The 21,055-nt window shown below is 68.6% G+C and carries 25 protein-coding genes and 1 pseudogene; 10 read left to right on the plus strand and 16 right to left on the minus strand.

What is annotated here, in order from left to right:
• Positions 1-9: 9 nt before the first annotated feature.
• Entirely contained in the window at positions 10-627 is a 618-nt protein-coding gene (locus AACZ75_RS01300; protein WP_339870752.1) for a beta/gamma crystallin-related protein, read from the minus strand.
• 214 nt (positions 628-841) lie between these two features.
• Here AACZ75_RS01300 and AACZ75_RS01305 point away from each other — a divergent pair, with 214 nt between their 5' ends.
• A complete protein-coding gene (locus AACZ75_RS01305) occupies positions 842-1,507 on the plus strand; it encodes a cell cycle transcriptional regulator TrcR (RefSeq protein WP_339870753.1) in 666 nt (221 codons plus the stop codon).
• A 166-nt stretch (positions 1,508-1,673) separates the two neighbouring features.
• Here the strand turns inward: AACZ75_RS01305 and AACZ75_RS01310 are convergent, their stop codons facing one another.
• Positions 1,674-1,847 carry a DUF465 domain-containing protein gene (locus AACZ75_RS01310; RefSeq protein WP_339870754.1) on the minus strand — a complete coding sequence of 58 codons (174 nt, stop codon included), beginning with the start codon at positions 1,845-1,847 and terminating at the stop codon, positions 1,674-1,676.
• Between the two features lie 115 nt (positions 1,848-1,962).
• On the opposite strand from AACZ75_RS01310, the gene AACZ75_RS01315 reads away from it, so the two are divergent.
• From AACZ75_RS01315 to AACZ75_RS01325, 3 genes are read left to right on the plus strand one after another with little or no spacing between them, the layout of a single operon-like run.
• Positions 1,963-2,577 carry a UbiX family flavin prenyltransferase gene (locus AACZ75_RS01315; protein ID WP_339870983.1) on the plus strand — a complete coding sequence of 205 codons (615 nt, stop codon included), beginning with the start codon at positions 1,963-1,965 and terminating at the stop codon, positions 2,575-2,577.
• Positions 2,574-3,038 carry a TIGR02444 family protein gene (locus AACZ75_RS01320; RefSeq protein ID WP_339870755.1) on the plus strand — a complete coding sequence of 155 codons (465 nt, stop codon included), beginning with the start codon at positions 2,574-2,576 and terminating at the stop codon, positions 3,036-3,038. The genes AACZ75_RS01315 and AACZ75_RS01320 overlap by 4 nt, the downstream gene beginning before the upstream one ends.
• 39 nt (positions 3,039-3,077) lie before the next feature.
• A complete protein-coding gene (locus AACZ75_RS01325) occupies positions 3,078-3,302 on the plus strand; it encodes a DUF465 domain-containing protein (protein WP_339870756.1) in 225 nt (74 codons plus the stop codon).
• 18 nt (positions 3,303-3,320) lie between these two features.
• Here the strand turns inward: AACZ75_RS01325 and AACZ75_RS01330 are convergent, their stop codons facing one another.
• Positions 3,321-3,884, minus strand: a complete 564-nt coding sequence (locus tag AACZ75_RS01330) for a GGDEF domain-containing protein (RefSeq protein ID WP_339870758.1) — start codon at positions 3,882-3,884, stop codon at positions 3,321-3,323.
• 190 nt (positions 3,885-4,074) lie between these two features.
• Here AACZ75_RS01330 and purE point away from each other — a divergent pair, with 190 nt between their 5' ends.
• From purE to AACZ75_RS01345, 3 genes are read left to right on the plus strand one after another with little or no spacing between them, the layout of a single operon-like run.
• Positions 4,075-4,563, plus strand: coding sequence for a 5-(carboxyamino)imidazole ribonucleotide mutase (purE, locus tag AACZ75_RS01335; protein WP_339870759.1), 489 nt, complete (start codon positions 4,075-4,077; stop codon positions 4,561-4,563).
• Positions 4,564-5,637: a 5-(carboxyamino)imidazole ribonucleotide synthase gene (locus AACZ75_RS01340; RefSeq protein ID WP_339870760.1), complete on the plus strand. Its 1,074-nt coding sequence runs from the start codon at positions 4,564-4,566 to the stop codon at positions 5,635-5,637.
• Positions 5,634-6,356, plus strand: coding sequence for a hypothetical protein (locus tag AACZ75_RS01345; protein WP_339870761.1), 723 nt, complete (start codon positions 5,634-5,636; stop codon positions 6,354-6,356). Before AACZ75_RS01340 ends, AACZ75_RS01345 begins: the two co-directional genes overlap by 4 nt.
• On the opposite strand, the gene AACZ75_RS01350 is transcribed toward AACZ75_RS01345, so the two are convergent.
• Positions 6,353-7,018 carry a COQ9 family protein gene (locus AACZ75_RS01350; RefSeq protein ID WP_339870762.1) on the minus strand — a complete coding sequence of 222 codons (666 nt, stop codon included), beginning with the start codon at positions 7,016-7,018 and terminating at the stop codon, positions 6,353-6,355. The genes AACZ75_RS01345 and AACZ75_RS01350 overlap by 4 nt on opposite strands.
• Positions 7,019-7,251: 233 nt before the next feature.
• On the opposite strand from AACZ75_RS01350, the gene rpsU reads away from it, so the two are divergent.
• Entirely contained in the window at positions 7,252-7,506 is a 255-nt protein-coding gene (rpsU, locus tag AACZ75_RS01355) for a 30S ribosomal protein S21 (RefSeq protein ID WP_339870985.1), read from the plus strand.
• Positions 7,507-7,613: 107 nt separating this feature from the next.
• Here rpsU and AACZ75_RS01360 read toward each other — a convergent pair whose 3' ends face one another.
• Positions 7,614-9,038, minus strand: a complete 1,425-nt coding sequence (locus tag AACZ75_RS01360) for an ABC transporter permease (RefSeq protein WP_339870763.1) — start codon at positions 9,036-9,038, stop codon at positions 7,614-7,616.
• A complete protein-coding gene (locus tag AACZ75_RS01365; protein ID WP_339870764.1) occupies positions 9,035-9,997 on the minus strand; it encodes an ATP-binding cassette domain-containing protein in 963 nt (320 codons plus the stop codon). The genes AACZ75_RS01360 and AACZ75_RS01365 overlap by 4 nt, the downstream gene beginning before the upstream one ends.
• A gap of 131 nt (positions 9,998-10,128) precedes the next feature.
• Between AACZ75_RS01365 and AACZ75_RS01370 the strand changes: the two genes are divergently transcribed.
• Complete coding sequence (locus AACZ75_RS01370; RefSeq protein WP_339870765.1) at positions 10,129-10,533, plus strand: hypothetical protein; 405 nt, start codon at positions 10,129-10,131, stop codon at positions 10,531-10,533.
• A 27-nt stretch (positions 10,534-10,560) separates the two neighbouring features.
• On the opposite strand, the gene AACZ75_RS01375 is transcribed toward AACZ75_RS01370, so the two are convergent.
• The 5 genes and pseudogenes from AACZ75_RS01375 to AACZ75_RS01395 all read right to left on the minus strand — a co-directional run bounded on the left by AACZ75_RS01375 (position 10,561) and on the right by AACZ75_RS01395 (position 15,762).
• Positions 10,561-11,184 (minus strand): M23 family metallopeptidase, encoded by a 624-nt coding sequence (locus AACZ75_RS01375; protein ID WP_339870766.1) that lies wholly within the window; start codon positions 11,182-11,184, stop codon positions 10,561-10,563.
• 220 nt (positions 11,185-11,404) lie between these two features.
• The gene (locus AACZ75_RS01380; protein ID WP_339870767.1) at positions 11,405-13,225 is read right to left on the minus strand and encodes an autotransporter domain-containing protein; all 1,821 of its coding nucleotides are present in this window, start codon (positions 13,223-13,225) and stop codon (positions 11,405-11,407) included.
• 91 nt (positions 13,226-13,316) lie between these two features.
• Positions 13,317-14,546, minus strand: a complete 1,230-nt coding sequence (gene serA, locus AACZ75_RS01385) for a phosphoglycerate dehydrogenase (protein ID WP_339870987.1) — start codon at positions 14,544-14,546, stop codon at positions 13,317-13,319.
• A gap of 135 nt (positions 14,547-14,681) precedes the next feature.
• Positions 14,682-15,209, minus strand: a pseudogene (locus tag AACZ75_RS01390) (HAD-IB family phosphatase); the annotation flags it as partial.
• A gap of 46 nt (positions 15,210-15,255) precedes the next feature.
• On the minus strand, positions 15,256-15,762 hold the full coding sequence (locus AACZ75_RS01395) for a hypothetical protein (protein ID WP_339870768.1): 507 nt from the start codon (positions 15,760-15,762) through the stop codon (positions 15,256-15,258).
• A 222-nt stretch (positions 15,763-15,984) separates the two neighbouring features.
• Here AACZ75_RS01395 and AACZ75_RS01400 point away from each other — a divergent pair, with 222 nt between their 5' ends.
• Positions 15,985-16,902 (plus strand): Hsp33 family molecular chaperone, encoded by a 918-nt coding sequence (locus tag AACZ75_RS01400; RefSeq protein ID WP_339870769.1) that lies wholly within the window; start codon positions 15,985-15,987, stop codon positions 16,900-16,902.
• A gap of 4 nt (positions 16,903-16,906) precedes the next feature.
• Here the strand turns inward: AACZ75_RS01400 and AACZ75_RS01405 are convergent, their stop codons facing one another.
• From AACZ75_RS01405 to phoU, 5 genes are all read right to left on the minus strand, one after another.
• On the minus strand, positions 16,907-17,320 hold the full coding sequence (locus AACZ75_RS01405) for a type II toxin-antitoxin system VapC family toxin (protein ID WP_339870770.1): 414 nt from the start codon (positions 17,318-17,320) through the stop codon (positions 16,907-16,909).
• The gene (locus AACZ75_RS01410; protein WP_339870771.1) at positions 17,317-17,607 is read right to left on the minus strand and encodes an AbrB/MazE/SpoVT family DNA-binding domain-containing protein; all 291 of its coding nucleotides are present in this window, start codon (positions 17,605-17,607) and stop codon (positions 17,317-17,319) included. Before AACZ75_RS01410 ends, AACZ75_RS01405 begins: the two co-directional genes overlap by 4 nt.
• A 47-nt stretch (positions 17,608-17,654) precedes the next feature.
• Positions 17,655-19,490, minus strand: coding sequence for a gamma-glutamyltransferase family protein (locus AACZ75_RS01415; RefSeq protein ID WP_339870772.1), 1,836 nt, complete (start codon positions 19,488-19,490; stop codon positions 17,655-17,657).
• A 113-nt stretch (positions 19,491-19,603) separates the two neighbouring features.
• Complete coding sequence (gene phoB, locus AACZ75_RS01420; RefSeq protein ID WP_339870773.1) at positions 19,604-20,293, minus strand: phosphate regulon transcriptional regulator PhoB; 690 nt, start codon at positions 20,291-20,293, stop codon at positions 19,604-19,606.
• 29 nt (positions 20,294-20,322) lie between these two features.
• Positions 20,323-21,051 carry a phosphate signaling complex protein PhoU gene (gene phoU / locus AACZ75_RS01425; protein WP_339870774.1) on the minus strand — a complete coding sequence of 243 codons (729 nt, stop codon included), beginning with the start codon at positions 21,049-21,051 and terminating at the stop codon, positions 20,323-20,325.
• Positions 21,052-21,055: the final 4 nt, after the last annotated feature.

The raw sequence follows: 21,055 nt of genomic DNA on the forward strand, positions 1-21,055 counted from the left end.
CGTCGGGGATCAGCGGCCGCGGCGCACCGGACGCAGCGACGAGATCCGGTCATTCATGCCCCAGCGGTCCAGATTGCGGACATCGTCGCTGAAGGTCTGGCACTGGCCCCGGAAATAGGCGTCGGTGCAGACTTCCCATTCACCGCGGAACCGCATTGAACTGATCACGTCGTTGAACTCGGTATTGCCCAGGTTCACGATCTCGCCGTTGAAGCTGTACGAGGCCCCGCGGAAATCGGCGTCGCGATAGACGGTGATCGAACTGCGGCCGCCGCGCCCCCAACCGCCGCCGTTGTCGCGGTCGTTCCAGCGATCGCCCCGACCGCCGCGACCGTCTCCCCGGCGGTCCTCATACTCGCCGCGGACCGGGCCGCAGACCAGCAGGCCGTCATCATTGCTGATGTCGCGGCTGGAACAGCGGTTCAGCTCGATCGAGGTCCCGCGCACATTGCCGCGCCGGTCGCGGCAGTCGGCATACAGCCGGCCCTGGTTGACGTAGTCGCCGCTGCAACTGCGGCTGTAGCTGCCGCGCGGCGAGACCCGCTGCGGCTCCTGATCGTTATGGGGTGCGGCCTGCTGGGGCACGGTCACCATGGCCGCAAGCGCGGCGAAGCTCGAGATCAACATAGGGTCCTCCTTCTGTTTGCGGCCGCGGATCGCGCCGGGCAGGTCAACATCAATCCCCGGAGATGAACCTTGGCTGTATGATCCTGGCGGTCTTCGTTTTCTTTTCCCGCGAAACAGCCTATATCATGAGCATGCACGCCCGGTCGAAAGGCCGGGCGCCGTCGTATCCAGAGCCCGGCGACCGGGCTGAAAAGACAAGAACCGGAACGCGTTCATGACCGATATCCTGATGCCCAAGGCCACTGCGGTCTGGCTGGTGGACAACACCTCCCTCTCCTTCGACCAGATCGCCGATTTCTGCGGTCTGCATCCGCTCGAGGTGCGTGGCATTGCCGACGGTGACGTGGCCCGCGACATCCGCGGGGCCGACCCCCTCGTCAACGGCCAGCTGAGCCGCGAGGAGCTGGACAAGGCCCAGGCGGACGACACCTACCGCATGAGCGCCGTGGTCAGCCGCCACGCCGAGCTGATGAAGGGCGGCAAGCCCGCCCCGAAATACACCCCGGTCTCGCGCCGCCAGGACCGTCCGGACGCCATCGCCTGGTTCGTGCGCAACCATCCGGAAGTCACCGACGCCCAGATCTCCAAACTGCTCGGCACGACCAAGTCGACCATCGACAGCGTGCGCAACCGCACCCACTGGAACAGCGCCAACATCAAGCCGGTCGATCCGGTGACGCTCGGCCTCGTCGGCCAGCTGGCGCTCGACGAACTGGTCAAGAAGGCCGCCGACAAGAAGGCGAAGGACGACCTCAAGAAGGGCGGTGCCACCATGCAGCCGGTCGAGGCCGAACCGGCCGAGCCCGAGTTCGTGCCCGAGGCACGCGAGCGCCGCGGGGCCGAGCCGACCGCCGCCTCGGTGTTCGGCACCAAGGACTGACCTTGCGCCTCCCCCATCGGGGGAGGGGGATCGCGCAGCGGTGGAGGGGGCTTCCTCCGCCGTCTCGCCGGCTTCGCCGACAATCCACCTCCTCCAACGGAGGCAGACAGCACAACGGCCCCGGGATCGCTCCCGGGGCCGTTTCTGGTTTCCGGAGACGCGGGGCCTAGCCCGTTCGCGCCTCCAGACTGGTGATCTGTTCCTTGAGTCTCAGCTTCCGTGTCTTGAGTTCCCGGATCTGCAGGGAATCCACCGAGGGGTGGATCCTTTCCCGCTGGATGATTTCATCCAGCGAACGGTGACGGTTTCCCAGTTCGCGAATACGAGCCTCAATGGTCATGGCTTGCGCCTCCATGTCTAAGGGACCACACAATGAACGCCTGACGGAGACGGCTGTGGAATCACAAAGCAGTGACCCCGCCGCCCCTCCAGGCACCCAAACCGTGGACCCCGAATTGGCCGAAGATGTGAACGGAGCCATACGAACCGACCGGCCACGCATCGTGGTCGGGATTTCCGGCGCATCGGGCGTGATACATGGCGCGCGGGTGCTCGATGCCCTGGCCGAACTCGGGGTTGAAAGTCACCTTGTCGTGACCCGCGCCGCCCTGTTGACCCTGTCCCAGGAAACCGACCTCAGCCCCGACGCCCTGTCGGCCAAGGCGACCGTCGTGCACAAATTGACCGACGTCGGCGCCACAATCGCCTCGGGGTCGTTTCGCACCCTGGGCATGATCATCGCGCCCTGCTCGGTCCGCACCATGGGCGAGATCGCCACCGGCGTGACCTCGACCCTGCTGACCCGCGCCGCCGATGTGACCCTGAAGGAACGCCGGCCGCTGGTGCTGATGGTGCGCGAGACGCCGCTGCACCTGGGCCATCTGCGCACCATGACCGCCCTGGCCGAGATGGGCGCGATCATCGCCCCGCCCCTGCCCGCCTTCTACACCCGCCCCGAATCGATCGCCGAAATGGTCGACCAGTCCGTGGGTCGGGCGCTGGACCTGTTCGGCCTCGACTGGGCCGCGGTGCGCCGCTGGGACGGCCTCAGCAGCCCGACCCCGGCATGAGCCTGTGGGACTGGGCCGTGCGGGCCTACGGGGCCGAGGGCGTGTCCGAAACCTGCCTGACCCTGCAGGACGTCCACGAACAGAGCGTGCCCCTGCTGCTGTGGGCCGCCTGGACCGCCGCTACGGGCCGCCGTCCGGACGAGGAAACGCTCGAGGCCGCCGCCGACGCCGCCCGCGCCTGGGACCTCGCCGCCGTCGCCCCGCTGCGGGCCGTGCGCCGCACCCTCAAGGCCCCGATTCCCGACATCGACGATCCGGCCCGCGAGGCCGTCCGTACCCGGGTCAAGGCCGTCGAGCTGGAGGCCGAACGCCATCTGCTGGCCGCGCTGGAGGCGCTCGCCCCTGAACCGGACACCACGCCGCAGCCGCCGATCGCCGCCCTTGCCGCTGCCGCCCGGGCCTGGGGCACCGTCACGCCGCGCCCGGCGCTGGTCCGTCTGGCCGAACGGCTTCCGGCCTGAGCCCCGGTCGGTTATAAGCGACGACGCCGGGGCCGAACCATGAACGATGACCTACCCTATCTGAACGAGGAGCAGCTCGCCCTGCTGGCGCGGCTCAAGACCCTGCAGACCGAACACGCCGACCTCGACGCCGCGATCGAGGCCCTGGGAGAGGTTCCGATTCCGGATCAGCTGCGGATCGCCCGCCTCAAGCGCAAGAAGCTGGTGCTGCGCGACGAGATCGCCAAGGTCGAGAACCGCATACTGCCCGACATTATCGCCTGATCGACGGGTCGCCGGACCTCAGCGCGCCTTCTTGCGCAGCCACATGGCGGCGTCGGCCTCGGCCAGCCACACCTCGGCGTCGCTGTGATCGGTCCAGCCGCGCACCCCGAACGAGCCGCCCAGGGCGACCCGGGTCCCCTCCCAGGTAAAGCCCTCGGCCTCCATCGCCGCCGACAGCTTGCGGGCCTTCTCGCGTCCCTCCTCGACCCCGGCGTTCAGCATCAGCAGGCCGAACTCGTCGCCGCCCAGCCGCCCGACGGCGTCCGATTCGCGCAGATTGGTCAGCATCAGCTCGGCCACCTGCACCAGGGCGGCGTCCCCGGCGGCGTGACCCAGCTCGTCATTGACCCGCTTGAAGCCGTCCAGATCGAGATACAACAGCACCGCGGGCACCTTATGGCGCTGGCAATAGGCCATGGTCCGGTTCATCGCCCCGACGAAGCCACGCCGGTTCAGCACCGGGGTCAGCACATCGGTCTCCGCCGCCGCCTCGGCCGTCTCGGCCCGCAGACGCAGGACCTCGACCTCGGCGCGCAGGCGCTCGATCTCGGCGTTCAGGTCAATAGCGGCCGTCTGGCTCACGGTCAGAAGAACTCCCGGCGGCGCGACTCAGTGGCCGCAACCGACCCCCATGCTATCGCCCTCGGTTGCGGGCGCAACGCGTGTGCTGTAACCGGCCTCTTTCCCGGAGCGTGAGCCCGGGGGTTCCGGCCCCCTCGCGCCCCCTTCCGCAGTCAGGTCCGCTTCCGGCGGGCCCGGGGAGAACGGCGATATGGCGACGACACCGCCCGTGGCGATCATCATGGGCAGCCGCTCGGACTGGCCGACGATGAAGCGCGCCGCCGAAACCCTCGATCGCCTCGGCGTGGCCTGGGAGGCGAAGGTGGTCAGCGCCCACCGTACCCCCAAACGCCTGTTCGACTTCGCCGCCGGAGCCAAGACCGCGGGCTTCAGGGTCATCATCGCCGGCGCCGGCGGGGCCGCCCACCTGCCGGGCATGGCCGCGTCCATGACCGAACTGCCGGTGCTGGGCGTGCCGGTCCAGTCCAAGACCCTCAGCGGTCTCGACAGCCTGCTGTCCATCGTCCAGATGCCCGGCGGCGTGCCCGTGGCCACCCTGGCCATCGGCGAGGCCGGGGCCACCAACGCCGGCATCCTCGCCGCCCAGATCCTGGCCCTGTCGGACGAGACCCTGGCCGGTCGCCTCGCCAGCTACCGCGAGGCCCTGACCGAGTCGGTCCACGAGACGGTCGAGGACTGAGTGGCTCCGCTTCCGCCCGGCTCCACCCTCGGCATCCTCGGCGGCGGCCAGTTGGGCCGGATGCTGTCCCAGGCCGCCTCGCGCCTCGGCTTCGACGTCGTCATCCTCGACCCGGAAGAGAACAGCCCGGCCGGACGCGTTTCGCGCGGCCAGATCGTCGCCGCCTATGACGATCCCACCGCCCTCAATGTGATGGGCCGCGTCTGCGATCTGGTGACCTTCGAGTTCGAGAACGTCCCCGCCGCCTCGATCGAGGTACTGGCCGGCGGCGGGGCCCTGGTCGCGCCCGGCCCCACCGCCCTGTCCACCGCCCAGGACCGGGTCGCGGAAAAGACCTTCCTCAACGTTGTCGGGGCCACCACGGTGGCCTTCGCCGCCGTCGACAGCCTCGCCGACCTGACCGCCGCCGTGACCCGGCTGGGCCTGCCCGCCCTGCTCAAGACCCGCCGCGACGGCTATGACGGCAAGGGCCAGGCCTGGATCCGCACCGCCAAACAGGCCGCCGCCGCCTGGAAGGCGATCGGCGAGGTCCCCGCCATCCTCGAGGCCAGGGCCGACTTCACCCGCGAACTGTCGATCATCGCCGCCCGTGGCCGCGACGGCAGCATCGCCGTCTATCCACTGGGCCAGAACCACCATGCCGACGGCGTTCTGGCCACCACCCTGGCCCCGGCCGCGGTGGATGCCGGGACCGATGCCCGCGCCCGCGCCATCGCCACCGCCGTGCTGGAAGGGCTCGACTATGTCGGGGTCATCGGCATCGAGCTGTTCGACCTCGGCAGCGGCGAGCTGCTGGTCAACGAGATCGCCCCGCGCGTCCACAACACCGGCCACTGGACCCAGGACGGCTGCGTCTGCGACCAGTTCGAACAGCATATCCGCGCCGTCGCCGGCTGGCCGCTGGGTCCGACCACCGCCCACGCCCGGGTCGAGATGACCAATCTGCTGGGCGAGGCCGTCAACGCCTGGCCCGCCCTGGCCGCCGAACCCGACGCCCGCCTGCACCTGTACGGCAAGGCCGAGGCCCGCCCCGGCCGCAAGATGGCCCATGTGAACCGGGTCAAGCCTCTTTGACCGACAGGGGGTCAGAAGCGGCGTCCAGCCGTTCGCCCTGGCAACGTGCCACGCTCGTTTTCGTCATCACCTGGCTCCTGCCGCTCCTGATCCTGTTGCTGGTACGGCCCGAACCCCGGTTGATCCCGTCCCAGGACACCTTCCTCTGGTGGCCGGACCACAGCCCCTACGCGGCGGGGGTAATTTCAGCGGCGATGGTTGTCGGGCTGGCAATGGGCGGACTGACCCTTCTGACCCGGCGTCTGTCATGGTGGACCTGGGCACCGGCCGGGCTGCTGGCCCTGCTTGCTCTCGGCAGCGCAGGGTCGGGCACACAATCGACATTCAGCCTGACCCACACCGGCGTCGCCATCACCCAGGGCTGGCCGAACGCGCAAGATCGCGCCGTACCCTTCTCGGGGATCGTCGGGATCGAGATTGAATGCGCGGGCGTGCGCACCAGTCGCTGGGACACCACGCCAGGCATCCGGTACACGATCCTGCTGGACGATGGCCAACGCATCGAGGCCTCGGGGGCCCTGCCCGGCCGGTCTGCAAGGTCGGTTGGCCAGTGGATTCAGGCGGTCGACCGTTGGGATCGTCTCTCGCTAGCCGAAGGCGTTCAGCACACCCGGCCCGGGGTGCCGACATGTCTGACCGCTCTTCGGAGCGAACTGAGCCCGAGGGCCCATGCGGCCGCCGCCCGCCTTCTCACCGGCCAGCCGGGGGACAGTGCCTAGACCTTCGCCCCGTACCGCATCCGACTCAGCATCTCCGTCACCCGCTTGAACGGCGCGTCGAAATCCTTGCCCGCCTTCCACTTCTCGAAACTCATGACGTTCTCGATCCGGCGCGCCACAAAGGCCTCGGCCGCCTCGCGTCCGTCGAACCAGCGCATGGTCAGCGCAGGAATAAGAATCCCCGACAGGATGGTGCGCTTCGAATAGTGGTTCCAGTCGGTGGCCGTGTCCCCGGCCCAGTGCCACAGGTGATCGGCGCTCTCCCACGCCAGTTTCAGCCCCAGATCGACGTTCAGCGGCAGGGCCAGGAAGGCGGCGCAGCGGCGCGTGGCCTCCAGATCGGCGGCCCCCGCCTCCATCCGCGCCGACACGGCCCGGGCGATTCGCTCGCGCATCTTCAGGGATTTGGCCTCGACCGTCGCCAGCTCGGCCAGGGCCCGGGCGTCGTGGCGGCGCGACAACAGGGCGGCCAGATCGCGCGCCCCGTTGGGCAGCAAAAGCTCCTCGTCGCCGCGCGACAGATCATTGGCCGCGCAGGCCGCCCGCACCATCGCCGCATTCCACCCCTGCTGCGGGGCCAGACGGACGGCGGCATCAAGCACCGCCTGCTCCATCCGGTCGGCCCAGTCGCCCGCGGGGGGCAAGGTCTGCGATGCGGTCATGGCGCGCCCAACGGCCTTCGGCTAGAATGAAATCCCGGTCTTCAGCCCCCAGAATAGGCCGTCCGGACGGCATTCGCGAGCCACGATATCCCGCCGCGACGATCTGGACAGGGTGGACCCGCTCGTGTATCAGCCCGCCTTCACCCGTGGGCCATGCTCGACGGTACACGATTTTATTTGTCTGCCCGTCTCCCTTCGAAAGGACGCGGCGGGCGGCCAAAGGAGAGATAACCCTGGTACAGATTTTCGTTCGCGATAATAACGTCGATCAAGCGCTCAAAGCCCTCAAGAAGAAGATGCAACGCGAAGGCAGCTTCCGCGAAATGAAGCGCCACGTGCATTATGAGAAGCCGTCGGAGAAGCGCGCCCGTCAAAAGGCCGAGGCTGTTCGTCGTGCCCGCAAGCTGGCGCGCAAGCGTATGCAGCGCGAAGGCCTGCTGCCGCCTCCGAAGCCCCGCGTGCCGGGTCCCGGTGCCGCGCGCGGATAGGCGAAGCGACCATCAGAGATTCAAAAGGCCGCTCCGGGCAACCGGGGCGGCCTTTTTCCTGTTCGAAACAGCGCCCTTCTCCCCCAAGGGGAGAAGGAAACCTGCCCCTACCGTCCGCCCTTCACCGCCCCGGCGAAGCTCTTCCAGCTCAGCTTGATGTCGGACAGGGCCCCGGCCCGGAAGGCGCGACCGGCGACCCAGACCATGAACAGGGCGGTGACGAACATGCCGGCCATGGTGCCGGCGATCTCGATCATCGGCGGATTGGCATGCATCCGGCCCAGCATCAGGAACGGGGTGAAGAACGGGATCCACGACAGGATCTTGACCACCGGGGCGTCAGGCGTCTGCAGGGCCATCTGCATGACCAGGATCGGCACCACCAGGATCATCATGATCGGCCCCATCAGGGTCTGGGCGTCGCGCGGCGTCTCGCAGAAGGCCCCGATGGCGGCGAACAGCACCGCATACATCAGATAGCCGCCGACCATATAGGCCGCGAAATAGCCGAGGATGCCACCGTGCAGCAGCACCTGGCCGATATCGCCCGCCCGGTCCGGCGCGAACGATATCAGACTGACCGCGCCGATCCCGCCCCAGGCCGCCATCACCGTCAGGGTCAGCAGGGCCACGCCCAGCACCTTGCCGGTCAGGATCTCCGTGGCCGAGGCCGAGGACAGCAGAACCTCGAGGATCCGGTTCGACTTCTCCTCCATCACGCTGTTCAGCAGGATCGAGGCCCCGGTGATGATCAGCGACCACAGGATGAAACCCGAGGCCAGACCGATGAAGGCCGGGGCCCGGTCGCGGAACGACAGTTCGCCGCCGCTGATCGACTTGGGTGAAAAGGCCGTCACCTCCGGTTCGAACCGCTCGGTCTCGGCGACGATGGCCGGGTCGATGCCCGCGGCCTCGAACACCTGGCGGCTGTTGGCGGTGCGCAGCGATCGCTTGACGAAGCTCTCGACCGTGCTGTTGGTCGTGCCCGCCGTCCACACCCGGGCCGCCGGTCGCCCCTCGACCCGGGTCAGGAAGACCACCGCATCCAGCCGTTCTGACTTGGGAATTTCATCACCGAGATAGCGGTTCACCACGGCGTCCTGTTCGGCCCCCGGCGCGGCCGCGGCCATGTCGGCCGGAGTCTCGACCAGCCGGATGCGCGACCGCCCCAGGGCGGCCACGGCACTGGCTCCGGCGCTGTTCACCATCGGGCTGGCCGCAGCGGCCTCGGTCCCGGTCTCCGTCCCCGCCGGCACCATGGCCCGGGCGGCCTTCGCCGCCTCCTCGGTCTGGGCCGATCGTCGGTCGACATCGGCCTGCAGGGCTTCGCGCACCGCCGCCGCCAGACCCGTGGCCTCGGGTCCCTCCTCGATCAACACCACCTCATTGACGGGCTCGGACGACTTGATCAGCAGCGGAATCCCGCCGCCCAGGACGGCGAACATCGGAAAGGCCAGCAGCGACAGCCAGAAGCCGACGGTGCGGGCATAGGCCCCGTATTCCCGGCGCGCGATCAACAGGATGCGTTTCATCGGACGATCTCCGCGTGGGCGGCACTCACCGACTGGTCCTGGTCGGGGTTGTCCCCGGTCAGGTCGATGAAGGCGTCATGCAGACTGGGCTCACGCAGCTCGAAGCGGCGCACGTCCAGCCCGCCGAGGAAGGCCGCCTTCAGCGCGTCCTGCCCCCGCCCACCCGGCGACAGCTGGGCCTTCAGCACCCGGACCCCGTCCATGTCCGAAACCGTATCCACATGGGTCACCCCCGGCAGGGCGGCGGCCTGCGCCGGGGCGATCGCCCCCTCCAGCTCCAGGAACCGGCGCGAGGTCGCCCGCGCCTCGGTCACCGTGCCCTCGAACGCCTTCTGGCCCCGGGCCAGCAGCACCACCTTGTCGCACAGCCGTTCGGCGTGCTGCATCACATGGGTCGAGAACAGGACCGTGGCCCCGTTGGCGGCCAGATCACGGATGATGCTCTCCAGCCCCTGCTGGTTGACCGGATCGAGGCCCGAAAACGGCTCGTCCAGGATCACGAACTCGGGCCGGTGCACCACGGCCGCGATCAGCTGCACCTTCTGGGACATGCCCTTGGACAGCTCCTTCATCTTCTTGCGCTTGGACTCGCCCAGTCCCTGGGCGTCCAGCATCTCGCGGGCGCGACGGCGGCCCTCGCCGGTCGGCAGTCCCTTCAGCGACCCGAAGAAGGCGATGGCCTCGACCGGGGTCATCTTCTTGTAGAGGCCGCGCTCCTCCGGCAGGAAGCCGATCCGGTCGCGCACCTTGCGCCCGTCGTTCGCCCCCAGGATGTCGATCCGCCCGGCGCTGGCCGATTGCAGGCCCAGGATCATGCGGATGGTGGAGGTCTTGCCCGCCCCGTTGGGACCCAGGAAGCCGCAGATCGTGCCCTTCTCGACCTGGAAGCTGAGATCGCGCACGGCATGAAAATCGCCGTATCGCTTGCTCAGTCCGTCAAGCGTCAGTGCCGCCGTCATATCGCCTCCCGGGAACGTGACGACCAGCCTAGCAAGCCCCGCGCCGGTATCGCTACCCGAAAGGGGCTGAAACCGTTGATTGACGCCGTGGAACCTTGGGTTGACTGTGAAAACGAACGAAAGCGAAGTTGATGGTCCGCAATATTCTGGGTGTGCTCGCCGGCGTGGCCGTCGCCATTCTGGCAGTGATGGCCGGTGAATTCGTCCTGCACGTCCTGGTGCCGCTGCCGATGCCGGACCCGGCCGACGCTGCGGCGATGGAAGCCCTGATGGCCTCGGCCCCGCTGGCCGCCAAATGGGGCCTGGTCGTCATCTATTTCGTCGCCACCGCCCTGGGGGCGTTCACCGCCACGCGCATCACCGTCCGGGTCTGGTCCGGCTGGGTGGTCATGGCGGTGATGATGGCCGCGACCGTAGCCAACTTCGTGATGCTGCCCCACCCGGCGTGGCTGATGATCGCCGCCCTGGTCCTGATCGGTGCCGGCGGCTGGCTGGGTATCCGGACGGCCCGGCCGCGTCCCGCCGCGGCGGGCTAGGGGCACCGGGGACGATACCGGTCTCGGTCAGGCCTGGCTGGCCTTGACCACCACGGCGAATGCGCGCCCGACGACCCGGGCCGGATCGACCGTCCGGCCGTTGCGCTCGATCTGGAAATGCAGGTGCGGGCCGGTCGAATAGCCGGTCGAGCCGACCAGGCCGATACGCTGGCCCGACTCGACCGCCATGCCCGAGGCGACATCGATCCGGCTCAGATGGCCGTACAGGCTGGTCATGCCGTTCGGGTGGCTGACCTCGACGAAATTGCCGAAACCGCCGGCGTCATAGCCGGTGCGCAGCACCCGCCCCTCGGCCGTGACCAGAACACCGGTGCCCTTGGGCGCGGCGATGTCGACGCCCTTGTGGGCCCGGGCCCGGGCCTCCCCGGCCAGCTTGCGCAGGCCGAACGGCGAATTGACGCCATAGCCGCGCACCGGGGCGATGAACGCCATCTGGCGCGTCACCGGTCCCGCCGGCTCGGCCACGGCCTGGATGGGCGCAAGCGCGGGGGTTTCGGTCATGGTGGCGGCCTCGCCCGCGGGCGCGCCCATCGGCGCGGCGGCCATGGCCAGTACGGCCATGCCGGCCAGAATGGCGGTCTGGCCGGTGTGGATCAGGATCGACCGTGCGGTCGGCAACAGGCTTCGCATGGAGGCGTCGTCTCCGGCTTCGGCTCAGGGAGCGGGGTGGGACGTCGTCGGGTCCGCCTCGGGCGCACCGGGGCGAACGACGCCGGTAAGACCCGCCCTTCTAAGACTCCATGGGGCGACTTTTGGGCACGACCAGCGTCAGGTCGTCGCAGGGCGGAACAAACGAAGGGGCGCGCCACCTCGCGGTGACGCGCCCCCCGGCCGTGTGACTCTGGCGGTTTTAGAGCGGCAGGCTGAAGGTCAGCGCCCCGCTGTGGCTTTCGGCCTTGTCGCCGAAGCGTCCACGATATCCGGCCGAGATCCGGACCGGTCCCATATGGGTTTCCAGCCCGGCCGAGGCCAGGAAGGAGCCACCGAACGGATCCTCGAACTGACGCTCCAGAATCCGCGCCGAATTGCCGGCGATCCCGACCCGGACCGGGTCGAAGCTGTCCGACAGGCCGTCGCGGTAGCCGCCCTCGGCGTAGAAGGACATGCCCTCACCGCCGCCTTCGGCCCGGAGCGACACCTCGCCGCTGACGCCCTGCAGTTCCCGCTTCTGGTAGGCGTATTCGGCCGCGGCCCCGGTCTCGTTATAGGCGTTGACCGTGGTCTTGACCCAGGTCACGGCCACGCGCGGGGAAATGGCGATACCGCCCATGTCGTACCAGACGCCGGTCTGGACGCGCGCGCCCAGGCTGCCGCCGTCGGCCTGGCCGGTATGGACGATCGGGGCCAGGGAGGTGATCCGCTCGATATCATCGTATTTCTCGATGGCCGCACCCGCCGTGGCATTGGCAAACATGTTGCCCTCGCGCCAGCCGGCATAGACGTCGAATCCGTAGCTCAGCTGTTCGAACGACATCTTGCCCGCTGCGACATCGGTGGACCGGTACGAGCCCGCCAGACCGACGCGCCAGTTGGGGCTGGACACATGGTCGATACCCACCCGGGCACCCCAGCCGTCAGCCTCGGTCTCGGCCACCGAACCGCGCGCGTCGGTGGTGACGCTGTCGGTCAGGGCCCCGACGATCAGCCGGGTCCCGGGCTCCCAGGCCGCATGGCCGGACACGGCCTCGCTGGACAGGTCGAGCATGTCCTCCCGCTGGCGGAAGGCGGTCTCGCCCTGCACCGTCGATTGGGCACCGATATCGCCATAGTACAGATAGTCGTTCGACAGCGCCGCCAGCAGGCGATGCCCGGCCGCCGTCGGATGGACCGTATCCCAATAGAAATAGGTTCCCGGCGTGGCGCAGACGGTCAGCCCGTTGAAGCAGGTGTCGCGCACATTGGTCAGGCCGAAGGCACCCGGGTTGGCGGAGATCACCGCGCCCACCTTGAACAGGTCCATCATGATGATGTTGGTGTTCGGATTGGCCGCCGCCGTGGTCATCAGGCCGGTCAGCAGCGCGCCGTTGAAGGTCGACGCGCCATAGTCCGCCAATGGTGCGGCCGGCAGGCCGGCCCCCTGGTTGAACTGCGGCGTCAGACTCAGCTGGGGCAGGTTGGAGACCAGGATGGTGCCCGCGCCGCGGCTGGCGACGCTATTGGTGATGAAGGTGATGTCGGCCGCCGAACTGACCGCCATCGCGCCCAGCACGCCCGTCGGATTGACCGCACCGGCCGCGACGGGAACCCCCTGCAGCAGGTTGTTGGCCCCGCCCAGGATGCTGACCAGATCCCGCGATCCGAAGGTGCCGCCGGCCCCCGTATAGGCCAGCAGCTGGTTACGCATGCCCGGGGGGAAGGCGGAACTGTCCGAACGGGCCCCGCCGTAGGCATAGTTGGTGCTGCCGGTTACCGGGGCTCCCAGGGCGGATCGGCCGACGGTGAAGCCCAGCAGTTCGGTAAACACGGGGCCGTTCGAGAACCGGCCCTGGAAGTAGGGCGGCGAGGTCGGTGACGCGCCGGCGGTTGCGGCATACAGGTTGCCGTTATCGCTCAGGCTGTCGCCGAACACGACCAGTCGGCCATAGCTCTGGGCGCTGGCGGCTCCGGCCACGGCGCAGGCGGCCGCGGCCGTAAGGGCTGCGAGCGCAGCGCTACTCAGGAAACGAGACATCGAAAAACCTCCCTCAACCGTCGGTACGCGGTCGTAGAGTCGCACTCTGCGCGGCTTTGCGCACAGTGCAAGATGCCGTTGGGTAAGCTTCCTAGTGCAACATGCGGAACTTGAGGGTTCCCACGACCTCTTTCACCGCTTCGAGGGCGCGGGGTTCATAGTCCCGGTCGACGTCGGTGATCACATAGCCGGTCCGCTCATCGGTCTTGAGATGCTGCCCGAGGATGTTGAGGCCCGCGCCCGCCAGCGCCCGGTTCAGGTCGGCCAGAACCCCCGGCTGGTTCCGGTGTATATGGAGAATCCGGTGCGCCCCGGTCACCTCCGACAGCTGCACGTTCGGCAGGTTGACGCAGAAGGTGGTGTCGCCGCGGTTGAGGTATCCCAGCAGCCGGTCGGCCGCGAATTCGGCGATCGCCTCCTGGGCCTCCTCGGTCGATCCCCCCACATGTGGCGTCAGGATCACATTCGCCAACCCTCTGAGCGGACTGTCGAACGGCTCGGCATTCGTCGCCGGCTCTTCGGGAAAGACATCGACCGCCGCCCCGCCGATCCGGCCCGAGCCCAGCGCCTGGGCCAGGGCCCCGACATCCAGCACATGACCCCGCGACAGGTTCAGCAACAGGGCCCCGGGCTTCATCCGCCCCAGTTCGGCCGCCCCGATCAGGGCGCTGTTTTCGGTCCGGCCGTCGACATGCAGGCTGACCACGTCGCTCTCGGCCAGCAGGGCGTCCAGCGACCGCATCCGCCGGGCATTGCCCAGGGCCATACGCTCCGACAGGTCGTGGAACACCACCCGCATGCCCAGCCCCTCGGCCAGCACCGACAGCTGCGACCCGATCGCCCCGTAGCCGACGATGCCCAGGGTCTTGCCGCGCAGCTCGCGCGATCCGGTCGCCGACTTGTTCCATTCGCCGCGGTGCATGGCGGCGTTCTTGTCGGCCACGTCACGCATCAGCACGATCATCAGACCGACGGCCAGTTCCACCACCGAACGCGTGTTGGAATAGGGGGCGTTGAATACGGCCACGCCCCGGTCGGCGGCGGCGTCCAGATCGATCTGGTTGGTGCCGATACAGAAGGCGGCAACCGCCATCAGCCGGTCCGCCGCCTCCAGCACCCGGGCACTGACCTGGGTCTTGGAGCGCACGCCCAGGACATGGACCCCCTTCAGCCGGGCGATCAGCGCGTCCTCGTCCAGCGCCCCCTTCAGACTCTCGACCGAATAGCCCGCCTCTTCCAGACGTTCGACCGCCGCCGGATGGATGTTTTCCAGCAGCAGCATGCGGATGCGGTTGCGCGGATAGGACCAGCGACCGGCGATGCCCTCGGCGTGCAGGACCTCGTCCAGCGACGCGGCCTCGCCGTCGGCGGCGGCCACGACCGTCGCGCGCCGCACCACTTCGGTGAAGGCGTAGAAGCGATCGGCGACCCCGCCCAGCCGCACCTCGGCATCGGTCCAGCCGTCGCCGACCATCACCACCGGTCCGCCCAGGTCCAGACCGTTCAGGGCCTCGACCTTGCCGCCGGCTCCGGCCAGCGGGTTGGCCAGATCGACGCCGGTGACCCGTCCCGCGGCGTCATAGACCAGATCATTGGCCAGCACCCGGTCTGCCGGCACCCCCAGGGCCTCGGCCACCGGGGCGATGATCTCGCGGAAGCCGCCGGAGACGATGACGATCCGGCCCGCATGGCTGCGGAAAAATCCGGGATTCCGCCCGATCGACGGAGTCAGCGACTCTGCGGCGCGCGCCGCCAGGGCGGTGACATGCTCCCGGGTCAACGGCAGCAGGGCCAGTCGCTGCCGCAGCGCCTCACCGAAGGCGATGTCCCCGGTCATGGCCCGATCGGTCAGGGCGGCGATCTCCGCGCCGATCCGCTCGCGATCGGCGGAACCGGCCAGCGCCAGGTCGGCCAGCACATCGAGGGATTCGAACGCGACGAGCGTCGAATCGAAATCAAACACGAAGGTCGGGCGGTGGGTCATCAAACCAGCCTGACCCACCTTCGCACTTGCAGCAATGCCTGTGCCGTCAGTAGCCGGACTTGCTGCGGGTCGGCGCGTTCTCGCGTCGGGCTTCCAGGGCCGCGGCCCCGACCGCGGCCGCAATCGTTATGATCGCCAGAATGGCCCCACCCTCCCGGGCATGGCTGCGGGCATAGCCGCCGGCCCGGTCGGCATAGCGACGCGCCGTCTTGCCGTGGCGCTTGAGGGACTTGCGGGAGCTGCGCCGGGCGTCGCGGTACCAGCGGCCGGCCTTGTCCCGGGTGTCCTCTCCCAGATCACCGGCCCGTTCACCGGCCTCGTCGAGGCCCTGCCGCACGCTGCGTGCCAGATCGCCGAACTGGTCGCGCAGGGCGGCGGTGTCGACCCAGCCGCGCGGATTGATGCGATCGCGCAGATGCTCGAACCGGGTCGATCCCGAGCGCTGGTTCAGCAACAGGGTGGCGAGCCCGACGCCCGCCAGAACGGCCACAACCGCGCCGGCAATACCGGGATGTTTGCGGATTTCGGCCAGAGCATTGAATTGTTGAACCATGGGATCGTGAACCTCTTCGTCGGGGCCGTGTCCTGCGGGCTCGGGGAGTCCGTCCGCATACGGCAGATAGGCGGGGCCGTGGCACCACATGACACAGGAGCGAACCGAACGAACAGAGGTTCCGCCAGGGGGTGCGGCACCACCCTACCACGGCCCCCTTACCATCGGCGAGACGGGTGCCTATCTTGCATCGCTCCCACACGCCGCCTGCAAGGACCCTCCGTGACCGATCACGCGCCCGCAACCGCCCCTGTCGACGATATCGCCGCGGCCTTCCAGATCGAGGGCTGGCCGGTGCGCGGACGGCTGGTTCGCCTCGGCGAGACGGTCGACACCATCCTGTCCACCCACACCTATCCCGAGCCCGTCGCGGCCCTGCTGGGCGAAGCCTGCGCCCTGGCCGCCCTGGTCGGGTCCAGCCTGAAGATCGAGGGCCGGCTGATCGTCCAGGCCCAGGGCGACGGGCCCGTTCGTTACGTCGTCGCCGACTATGACACCGCCGGCACCATGCGCGGCTTCTGCCGCTTTGACCCGGACGCGGTCGCGGCGGCCTCGACCGGCTTTGCCCGCCCGGGGGCCCAGACCCTGCTGGGCAAGGGGCTCTTCATCATGACGCTGGACCGCGGTCCGGACTTCGAACGCACCCAGGGCATCACCCCGATCGAGGGCGAGAGCCTGTCCCTGTGCGCCGAACATTATTTCCAGCAGTCCGAACAGGTCCCGACCCGGGTCAAGCTCGCGGTCGGTGCGATCACCGACGCCACCGGTACCCACTGGCGCGCCGGCGGGGCCATGATCCAGATCATCGCCGCCGACGACGCCCGCGGTTCGACCGAGGAGGTCTGGGACCGCTCACGCGCCCTGTTCCAGACCCTGGCCGACGATGAAATGCTGGACCCGACCATCACCCCCGAGACCCTGTTGTTCCGCCTGTTCCACGAGGACGGCGTCCGGCTCGAGGACGCCCGCCCCCTGAAGGCCGTCTGCCGCTGTTCGAAGGACCGCATCGGCGCGGTCCTGGCCTCGTTCGACCCGGTCGAACTGGCCGACATGGTCGAGGACGACGGCAAGATCCGGGTCACCTGCGAATACTGCTCGACGGTGTATGAACTGGAGCCGGAAGAAGTCGCGGCGACCTAAGGGTTCAGGCGCTGTCCGGGCAGATCAGGTCGACGCCCGGAAAATAGGTGCGGTAGCGCCGCGCGTCGCGGGTCAGCAGAGTGTAACGCCGTACCGCCGCATGGGCCCCGATGAAGAAGTCCGGGAGGGGTGACCGGCGCTCGCCACCCCCGCGCCGGTAACGCTTGAACGCCTTTCCGGCCAGAAACGCCGCACCCCACGGCAGGTCTTCGCGGGTCAGCCCGGCTTCGTCCACCAGGGTATCAACGTCCGCGATCTCAAGAAAGCCAACCGATACCTCGGCGTAGATGATCGGGTTGATGATGAGCGATCGGTTCTCGGCGCTCTGGCTCAACGCCGATGCTGACCACGCGCGCCAGGGACTGTCCGCAATGGCGATGTCCAGAATGACATTGCTGTCGACCAGAACCGGGATCATCGATCAAATCGCTTCGGTGCCTCGTGCAGCGCGGCAGCGGTCCCGTTTTCCAGATCATCGTAGGGGCCGCGGGTCATTTCCATGATCTCATCGGCCGTCATCGACCTGTCCGTCGCCGCTCCGCTAAGCCGCGCCACGACCCGCTCGCCCCGGGTCAGTCCGTCGGCCGGCCTGAGCACGACCTTGCCATCCTCGATCGCCCATTCCACCTCGGTATGCGGCAGCAGTCCGGCCCGTTCGCGGATGTCGATGGGTATGGTGACCTGGCCCTTCGAGGTGATGCGCATGCGAAAGTCTTACCACAAACGGTAAGACTCCTGAAGCGGGCCCGCCCTCAATAGGCCAGCGCGATCCCGTCCTTGCGCATCTCCGTCGCCGCGCCATAGGTCCACGGCCCGCTTTCATTCACCTGCCGCACCACATTCTGGTAGCCGCCGAAACCGCCGTTCGGACCGCCGAGCACCCAGCCCATGGCCTGCAGCTGCGCCTTCGTCGCCGCCGGGACGCCGGTCTCCAGATGCAGCACCCCAACGCCCTCCGCCGGGTGACCGGTCGGTTCGGACGAGCCCTCGTGCTGCCAGCGCGGGCTGTCGCCGGCCTCCTGCGGGTCGAGGCCATAGTCGACCATGTTGATGATGATCTGGGCCTGCCCCTGCGGCTGCATACCGCCACCCATCACGCCATAGGCCATCCACGGCTCGCCGCCCCTGCAGGCGAAGCCCGGGATGATGGTGTGGAACGGCCGCTTGCCCGGCGCATAGACGTTGGGGTGACCGTCGGTCAGGTTGAACAGCTCGCCGCGGTCCTGGAACATGAAGCCGAGGGTCGCGCCGTCCGGGCCGTCGGGCACCAGGCCCGAGCCCATGCCGCGATAGTTGGACTGGATCCAGCTGACCATCATCCCGTCGCTGTCGGCGACGCTGAAATAGGTGGTGTCGCCCTGGGTCGGGGCGTCGCCGGGGAAGACCCGGTCCATGACCCGGTCCGGCCGGATCAGGGCGGCGCGTTGGGCGGCATAGGCCTTGGAGTTCAGTCGTTCGACCGGCGTCGCGCTGAAGCGCGGATCGGCGAACCACCGCGCCCGGTCCTCGAACGCCAGCCGCTTGGCCTCGGCCTGGTGGTGGATCGAGGCGGCCGACTGGAACCCCATCCCCTTCAGGTCGAACCGTTCGCAGACATTGAGGATCTGGTTGGTCGACAGGCCCTGGGTATTGGGGCCCAGGCCATAGACGTTGACGCCGCGATAGTCCGTGCGGATCGGCTCGACCCATTCGGTATGATGGGCGGCCAGATCGGCCCTGGTCAGCCAGCCGCCGATACGGCGGAAATAGCGTTCGATATGGTCGGCGATCTCGCCCTCATAGAAGGCGTCGCGCCCGCCCTCGGCGATCAGCCGATAGGTGCGGCCCAGATCCGGATTGGCAAACACCTCGCCGACGGCGGGGGTCCGGCCGCCGGGGGCGAAGACCTTCCGGCGGTTGTCATTCTCCTCGATGATCGCGCTCGAGCCGTCGAACCCGGCCATGTTGCGCTGCAGATACCAGGCGATCAGCTGGGGCATGGGCACCCCCTCCTCGCACAGCTCGGCGACGGGCAGCAGCACGTCCTTCCACGGCAGCTTGCCGTAGCGCTGGTGCGCGCTCCACCAGGCGTCGACCGTGCCGGGCACATTGACCGTCACCGCCCCGTATTTGGGCAGATAGCCGTCCGCCCCGGCCTTTGACCGGGCCGTGGCCAGCGACAGGCCGCGCGGGCTGTCGCCCGAGCCGTTGAAGCCGACGACCTTGCGCTGGCCCGGGTCCCACATCAGGCAGAAGGCGTCGCCGCCGATACCGTTGGCCGTCGGCTCGAGGAAGCCCAGCGCCGCATTGATGGCGATGGCCGCATCGATGGCCGAACCGCCGCGCCGCAGGGTGTCGATGCCGATCAGGGTCGCGCGTGGATGCGCCGTCGCCGCCGCCCCGTGCTGGCCCCAGACCGTCGACCGACCGACGAACTGCACCCCGCTGTTGCGGTTGCCGGGGCCGATGCCGGCATAGGGGTCAGTGAGCGGAGCGGTCTGACCGGCGGGCCGCGCGACGGCAGTCTGGACCGTCGCGCCATGGGCGACACCGGCCCCGGCCAGAATGGCCCCGGCCGGCAGGGTCGACAGGAAGGTACGGCGGCGCATGGGCGGGCTCCTCAAAGGCGAGACCGAACCCTAACCCCTTGAGCGCCGCTGTGAAGCGTTGCCGGCCATTACAGCCTCTTCCTTCCCCCGAAATGCGGGAAGGAAGCCGAGAACTACCCCCCCAGATCCAGCGAGTAGCCCGCCGAACGGACCGTGCGGATCGGATTGACCGTGCCCTCGACGTTCAGCGCCTTGCGCAGCCGGCCCACGTGCACATCCACCGTCCGCGCCTCGACATAGACGTCCGAACCCCAGACCGCGTCCAGCAGCTGTTCACGGCTGAACACCCGCCCCGGATGCTGCATCAGGTGATCCAGCAGGCGGAACTCGGTCGGGCCCAGATGGATCTCGTTGCCGGCCCGGCGCACCCGGTGCGCGACGCGGTCGATGACGATGTCGCCGTGGTTGATGCGGTCGTCGGCCAGGCCCGGCCGGATGCGGCGCAGCACGGCGCGGATGCGGGCGATCAGCTCGATCATCGAAAACGGCTTGGTCAGATAATCGTCGGCCCCGGTGTCGAGCCCGCGGATGCGGTCGCTCTCCTCGCCACGCGCCGTCAGCATGATGATCGGCAGGTTGCGAGTCTCGGCCTTGCCGCGGAGGCGGCGGCAGACCTCGATCCCCGACAGCCCCGGCAGCATCCAGTCCAGCAGCACCAGGTCCGGCAGGGTCTCGTCGATCTGCAACATGCCCTCGTCACCGTCGGCCGCGATGACGACGCGGTAGCCCTCCTTTTCCAGATTGTACTGAAGCAGGGTCGCCAGGGCGTCCTCGTCTTCCATCACCAGGATATAGGGCTGCATGGGCTGCGCTCCGGTCTCGGATCGTTCGGCTACTGGGCGTCGGGGTCGATGATCGGAGCGGCGGCGTCGTCCGGCGTCGGGGTCCAGCGCGGCCGGTCACCGACGATCTCCTCACCGGTGATCTCATAGTGGATCGACTCGGCGATATTGGTGGCGTGGTCGCCGATCCGCTCGAGGTTCTTGGCGATGAACAGCAGGTGGGTGCAGGCCCCGATCGTGCGCGGGTCGCCCATCATATAGGTCAGCAGTTCCCGGAACAGGGCGTTGTAGTGCTCGTCGACCTCGTCGTCCGTGCTCCACACCGCCAGCGCCCGGTCGACCTCGCCGGCCGTATAGGCGTCCAGCACGTCGCGCAGCCGGGTCGAGACCAGCTTGCCCATCCGTTCGATCGACCGCGTCAGCGGCTGCATCGGCTCGCCCTCGGCCAGCACCAGGGCCCGTTTGGCGATATTGCGACCCAGATCACCGGTGCGCTCCAGATCCACCGCCAGCTTCATCGCCGACAGCGTCTTGCGCAGGTCGCTGGCCACCGGCTGACGCAGGGCGATCAGGCGGATGGCCTTCTTCTCGATGTCGCGATGCATGGCGTCGAGCCGGGCGTCACGCTCGACCACGGCCTTGGCCAGGGCCACGTCGCGGCGGGCGACGGAGTCGACCGCGTCCGCCACCTGGGCCTCGGCCAGCCCCCCCATGCGGGCGACCTCGGCCGTGAGCTGGTTCAGCTCGTCCCCATAGGCCTTGACGGTGTGCTGGTTCATGACA

Source organism: uncultured Brevundimonas sp., from assembly GCF_963975535.1.
Taxonomy (GTDB): domain Bacteria; phylum Pseudomonadota; class Alphaproteobacteria; order Caulobacterales; family Caulobacteraceae; genus Brevundimonas.

What these genes read in the sequence shown, in the direction of transcription:
- AACZ75_RS01300 (WP_339870752.1), bottom strand. Translation starts at nt 627, where the DNA reads ATGTTGATCTCGAGCTTCGCCGCGCTTGCGGCCATGGTGACCGTGCCC.
- AACZ75_RS01305 (WP_339870753.1), top strand. Translation starts at nt 842, where the DNA reads ATGACCGATATCCTGATGCCCAAGGCCACTGCGGTCTGGCTGGTGGAC.
- AACZ75_RS01310 (WP_339870754.1), bottom strand. Translation starts at nt 1,847, where the DNA reads ATGACCATTGAGGCTCGTATTCGCGAACTGGGAAACCGTCACCGTTCG.
- AACZ75_RS01320 (WP_339870755.1), top strand. Translation starts at nt 2,574, where the DNA reads ATGAGCCTGTGGGACTGGGCCGTGCGGGCCTACGGGGCCGAGGGCGTG.
- AACZ75_RS01325 (WP_339870756.1), top strand. Translation starts at nt 3,078, where the DNA reads ATGAACGATGACCTACCCTATCTGAACGAGGAGCAGCTCGCCCTGCTG.
- purE (WP_339870759.1), top strand. Translation starts at nt 4,075, where the DNA reads ATGGCGACGACACCGCCCGTGGCGATCATCATGGGCAGCCGCTCGGAC.
- AACZ75_RS01350 (WP_339870762.1), bottom strand. Translation starts at nt 7,018, where the DNA reads ATGACCGCATCGCAGACCTTGCCCCCCGCGGGCGACTGGGCCGACCGG.
- AACZ75_RS01360 (WP_339870763.1), bottom strand. Translation starts at nt 9,038, where the DNA reads ATGAAACGCATCCTGTTGATCGCGCGCCGGGAATACGGGGCCTATGCC.
- AACZ75_RS01365 (WP_339870764.1), bottom strand. Translation starts at nt 9,997, where the DNA reads ATGACGGCGGCACTGACGCTTGACGGACTGAGCAAGCGATACGGCGAT.
- AACZ75_RS01370 (WP_339870765.1), top strand. Translation starts at nt 10,129, where the DNA reads ATGGTCCGCAATATTCTGGGTGTGCTCGCCGGCGTGGCCGTCGCCATT.
- AACZ75_RS01375 (WP_339870766.1), bottom strand. Translation starts at nt 11,184, where the DNA reads ATGCGAAGCCTGTTGCCGACCGCACGGTCGATCCTGATCCACACCGGC.
- AACZ75_RS01380 (WP_339870767.1), bottom strand. Translation starts at nt 13,225, where the DNA reads ATGTCTCGTTTCCTGAGTAGCGCTGCGCTCGCAGCCCTTACGGCCGCG.
- AACZ75_RS01395 (WP_339870768.1), bottom strand. Translation starts at nt 15,762, where the DNA reads ATGGTTCAACAATTCAATGCTCTGGCCGAAATCCGCAAACATCCCGGT.
- AACZ75_RS01405 (WP_339870770.1), bottom strand. Translation starts at nt 17,320, where the DNA reads ATGATCCCGGTTCTGGTCGACAGCAATGTCATTCTGGACATCGCCATT.
- AACZ75_RS01410 (WP_339870771.1), bottom strand. Translation starts at nt 17,607, where the DNA reads ATGCGCATCACCTCGAAGGGCCAGGTCACCATACCCATCGACATCCGC.
- AACZ75_RS01415 (WP_339870772.1), bottom strand. Translation starts at nt 19,490, where the DNA reads ATGCGCCGCCGTACCTTCCTGTCGACCCTGCCGGCCGGGGCCATTCTG.
- phoB (WP_339870773.1), bottom strand. Translation starts at nt 20,293, where the DNA reads ATGCAGCCCTATATCCTGGTGATGGAAGACGAGGACGCCCTGGCGACC.
- phoU (WP_339870774.1), bottom strand. Translation starts at nt 21,051, where the DNA reads ATGAACCAGCACACCGTCAAGGCCTATGGGGACGAGCTGAACCAGCTC.